The following is a 4191-nucleotide window of genomic DNA, read 5'->3' on the forward strand; positions in this document are numbered from 1 at the left end:
TACAAGGTACAAAAAATCTTTGCCTTCAGCGATTTTTTGTACCGCGTGTCAATTTCATCAGGAAATTGACCAAGGTACCAACCGCTAAAGTTTTTTTAAGCGCTCACCTCTCGGTGAAGTGCTTATTTATTTTACCAGACTCGCTTTTGTTTGTCAAGCTCTTTTTTAACTTTTTTCGAAGTTTTTCGTGCTCCGAATCGCTAAATCTGAACTTTTCCAAACTTTTCGTCCGGTTTTGCTGATCAACCGGTTAGCCTATTTATAATACCACAGCTGAAAGCCCGTGTCAACAACTTTTTTCCACTTTTTTGACCCATTATTCAAAAAGTTTCAAATGGTCGTGACGCTTCTTTCGTTGTGGATGCCGTCTCTCGGAGACAGCTTATATAGAATACCACTGTCTGATTGCGTTGTCAACAAAAATTTTCCACTTTTTATCGACAATTTTTCTTCGACATGCTGTTATTTACGCACACGCACGCGCGCGTTATAATATAGGTATTCCTTTAACCTTGCGAGGTGATTCATTTTGTCTCTATCACAATCGAATGCACACGCACAAATTCTCTTTCCTTATACGCACGGCGTTCCAAAGCTCTCAACCCGCTATCTCTTTTTGGATGAGATGCGCGGTTTGGCGATTTTGAATATGATCTTCTTCCACCTTTTCTGGAATATCGATTCACTTCTGGATATCCCGCTTCCTTGGTATCACACGTTTGGCGCGCGTGTATGGCAGCTCTATATCTGCGGCTCATTTTTGCTGCTCGCCGGACTCTGTATCCATTATACCCGTCACCTGTCTCGTCATATTTTGACATTGGCCGCCAGTGCACTGCTGATTACGGTCGTGACCTGGTTTGCAGGATCGCAGACGCTGATCGTCTTCGGCATCCTGCACTGTATGACACTCTGCTTCCTCTGCTATGTCGTATTGCGTCCATTGCTCCAGAAAATCCCGGCCGTTCCCGGTCTGATCGTTACCCTACTCTTATTTATCTTTACCTATCACGTGCCTCAGCACTATCTGGGTCTGGGTTCCTTTCAGATTCCGCTGCCGTCCGAGTGGTATCTCTCCTACTGGCTCTCCCTGATCGGTCTGCTATCCCCCGATTTCCACTCAGCCGACTATTTTCCGATCTTCCCTTACCTATTCCTATTCCTCGCGGGCTACTTTCTCGGAAAATTCCACCTTCCCGACTGGATGCGCAAATCCCACTGCCGCCCGCTCGCATGGATGGGTCAGCACAGCTTGGCAATTTATCTGCTTCATCAGCCCATCCTATTTGGTGCGATGATGCCATTTTTCCCCGAATAAACCGAGCGCCGCAGGCAATCTGCGGCGCTTTTTCTCCTCTTTCCTCGAAAACTGTAACACAAATGACTCTTTACACCGTTCCCCTCTTGTGTTACCATAGTATCACACCACGCGAAAGGAGTCTGTCATGGCAATTCAAAAGGGTATCAAACAAGTGACCTCCAACAAAAAGGCATGGCACGACTACTTTGTAGACGAAAAGTATGAGGCCGGCATCGAACTGGTCGGCACTGAGGTCAAATCCATCCGTCTCGGTCAGATCAACCTCAAGGATGCCTACTGCTCGTTCAAGGATGGCGAATTATTCGTCGTCGGCATGCATATCAGCCCCTACGAAAAGGGAAACATCTTTAATAAAGATCCCATGCGCAAGCGTCGTCTGCTCATGCACAAGAAGGAGATCCTCTCCCTCTTCGGCAAGACCAAGCAGGACGGCTACACGCTCATTCCCTTGAGTGTCTACTTCCGCAATTCCCGCGTCAAGGTCGAAATCGGTCTGTGCCGCGGTAAAAAACTGCACGATAAGCGCGACAGCATCGCAAAACGTGATGCAAACCGCGAAATCGATCGCGTGATGAAAAGCAGAAACCGGTAATCCACCGCTCTGCCAAGCCGATACGGGGACGTAAAGGCTTCGACGGGGGTGCTGAAGCCGGGATAGCGGGCGGCAGTGAGGACGCTGCCTTAAAAGCCTCAACTTGTTTATAAATTAAACAACAACAATACTACTCTTCTGGCTGCCTAATTACGGCTGGCCCGTCATCCCCGAGAGTACCGCGGCTCGGGTGCATGGCGTCGATTAGCGGTGAACGTGTACGGGTTAAGAGTTGCGCCCGTCATGTAAAATGACTCTACGAAAGCAGTGAGCCTGTTTGCCGGCGCACTGTGGCAGGAATGTTAGTTGACAAACTGCGCCCGGAGAAATCCTTGTGGATGTGCTTTCGGACAGGGGTTCAATTCCCCTCGTCTCCACCATTTACACGAAAAATCCCGCCTGGTTTCAGGTGGGATTTTTTGTTCCAAATCATTCTAATTTTAAATATTTTATGCGTTTAAGCGTCTATACAATTTCTTTCTTGTTTGTGCTTATCTTCGAGATTCACACTGGTAAACCCACTAAATAACCCACTTCATTCAAAGTTCCTAATGATCAGCTCTCGATACCGCTCACCCGGCTTTAGATTGTGTTGCCGCTCCACGGTATCAATCTGATATCCCTGATACAGATCGCGTACCTCTGGACAATCGTTATAGCTCAGGACAAATTTACCTTTAATTCCCGCCAGACAATCGCGCAGACGCACATGATCGGCCACCGTAAACTCTGCTGTATAATAGTCCTCTGTGCCATAATACGGCGGGTCACAATAAAACAAAGCGTCTGGCCGGTCATACTGTCGGATGAGCGCTGCAAAATCCTTGTGCTCGATCAGCACACGACTCAGGCGCTTTTGCACATCCGGCAGACGTGCAGCTGCTCGCTGGAGATCCTTTGGACGGCACGCGAAACTACGACCATCCGATCCAAACGACGATTGGAGCAAATACCAAAACCGCGCTGCGCGCTGGATATCTGTGACACCGACCGAATCCCGCGTCTCACAGAACATTTCGCGTGACATGAGCATCAAATCCAGCTGGCGTGCCAGTTCGTCCGCATGGAATTTTGCCACCCGGAATAGATTAACCAAATCGCTGTTGGCATCATTGTAAATCTCCATAGGCGCATGCCTGTCTTTGCGGAATAATACCCACGCGGCACCGCCAAATACCTCAATATAACGACCATACTGTTCCGGGAATCGTGCGATAATCTCATCTCTTAGCAACTTTTTCCCGCCAATCCAAGAAATAAAGCTATTCATATCGAACATTCGTTCTCTTTTTGTGTTAAAAATTTTCCGGGGTGGAGCAAACCACCCCGGATTTTTTATTTAGTTGTTGCCTTGCAACGCCTTGATCGCCTCGGGCAGCTTCTCGATCTGGCCGCCGCACAGGCGGTCAATGTAGACCATTGGCTGCACACTGCATTCCTGTACAGCGATCTCGCCCTTGGCATCCACCTTGACGATACCAGCATCAATCAGCCGATAAAAGGTATCCTGTGCCCAGTCGGGCATCTGATCGGTGTGAGTATAGGTCTTCATTTCTTCATCTTCCTCCTGTTCTTTCCAGAATTCCGTGTACAGGACATTGGTGTCCACCTTACCGGTCACGCCCGGCACGGTGCCGCTGTCGCTGTTCTGCCAGACATCAAACTTGCCCGTGTAGGTGGGCTTGCTCGCCCACTGTGCCAGCCAGATCGCGTCGGCATCTACTTTGATGTAATCATCAAACCAGCTCTTGGAGGCGTACACGCCGCACTGATAGCCCGCTGCGCGAATCACATCAATAAACGCCTGCGTGATGGCCGAGATATTGGCGCGGCTAAACTTAAAGCCGTGCTTTGCCTTGTAGCCGTCTGCGTCTTCCATATCAAACCAGAGCGGCATATCAAATCGGCGGCCATTGATGATGCTAAGCAGATGCCGCGCCTCTGCGCGCGCATCCTCAACCGTAAGCGCGTAGCTGTAATGATACACGCCCACGCGCAGCCCTGCGGCCTGTGCGCCCGCCAGATGGCGCTCAAACCACGGGTCAACATAGGTCTTGCCATATCCTGCACGGATGATCGCGAAGTCGATTGCGGTGGCGGCACTTGTCCAGTTCACCGCGCCGTTGTGTTTACTGACGTCAATTCCGTTCAAAGTATCGCATCCTTTCTCGTGTCCAATTTGGACACGTTTTATTTTTGCTCTTTGCCTTGCAGCTGCTCGATGGCGCTCATAATCGCGTCCGGCACCGGCAGACCCATCAGACCGGCATTCTCAATA

Annotated in this window: 5 protein-coding genes and 1 other RNA gene; 3 read left to right on the forward strand and 3 right to left on the reverse strand. The window is 49.6% G+C overall.

Going from position 1 to position 4191, the window contains the following annotated elements; translation table 11 throughout:
- Positions 1-616 precede the first annotated feature (616 nt).
- The 3 genes from B5F17_RS14260 to ssrA all read left to right on the forward strand — a co-directional run bounded on the left by B5F17_RS14260 (position 617) and on the right by ssrA (position 2293).
- Positions 617-1318 (forward strand): heparan-alpha-glucosaminide N-acetyltransferase, encoded by a 702-nt coding sequence (locus B5F17_RS14260; RefSeq protein WP_275532140.1) that lies wholly within the window; start codon positions 617-619, stop codon positions 1316-1318.
- Between the two features lie 127 nt (positions 1319-1445).
- Entirely contained in the window at positions 1446-1913 is a 468-nt protein-coding gene (smpB, locus tag B5F17_RS14265) for an SsrA-binding protein SmpB (protein WP_016149215.1), read from the forward strand.
- A gap of 24 nt (positions 1914-1937) precedes the next feature.
- Positions 1938-2293, forward strand: a transfer-messenger RNA (tmRNA) gene (gene ssrA / locus B5F17_RS14270).
- A gap of 155 nt (positions 2294-2448) precedes the next feature.
- Here the strand turns inward: ssrA and B5F17_RS14275 are convergent.
- The 3 genes from B5F17_RS14275 to B5F17_RS15370 form a co-directional block, all read right to left on the reverse strand.
- Complete coding sequence (locus B5F17_RS14275) at positions 2449-3183, reverse strand: DNA adenine methylase (RefSeq protein ID WP_087374900.1); 735 nt, start codon at positions 3181-3183, stop codon at positions 2449-2451.
- Between the two features lie 69 nt (positions 3184-3252).
- Complete coding sequence (locus B5F17_RS14280; RefSeq protein WP_162608202.1) at positions 3253-4065, reverse strand: glycoside hydrolase family 25 protein; 813 nt, start codon at positions 4063-4065, stop codon at positions 3253-3255.
- A 38-nt stretch (positions 4066-4103) separates the two neighbouring features.
- The gene (locus B5F17_RS15370; RefSeq protein ID WP_407922601.1) at positions 4104-4190 is read right to left on the reverse strand and encodes a phage holin family protein; all 87 of its coding nucleotides are present in this window, start codon (positions 4188-4190) and stop codon (positions 4104-4106) included.
- Position 4191: the final 1 nt, after the last annotated feature.

Origin of the sequence: Butyricicoccus pullicaecorum, from assembly GCF_002160355.1 — a bacterium.
Classification (GTDB): Bacteria; Bacillota; Clostridia; order Oscillospirales; family Butyricicoccaceae; genus Butyricicoccus; species Butyricicoccus pullicaecorum.

Coding starts and splice junctions, on each gene's coding strand:
- B5F17_RS14275 (WP_087374900.1), bottom strand. CDS start 3,183: ATGAATAGCTTTATTTCTTGGATTGGCGGGAAAAAGTTGCTAAGAGAT.
- smpB (WP_016149215.1), top strand. CDS start 1,446: ATGGCAATTCAAAAGGGTATCAAACAAGTGACCTCCAACAAAAAGGCA.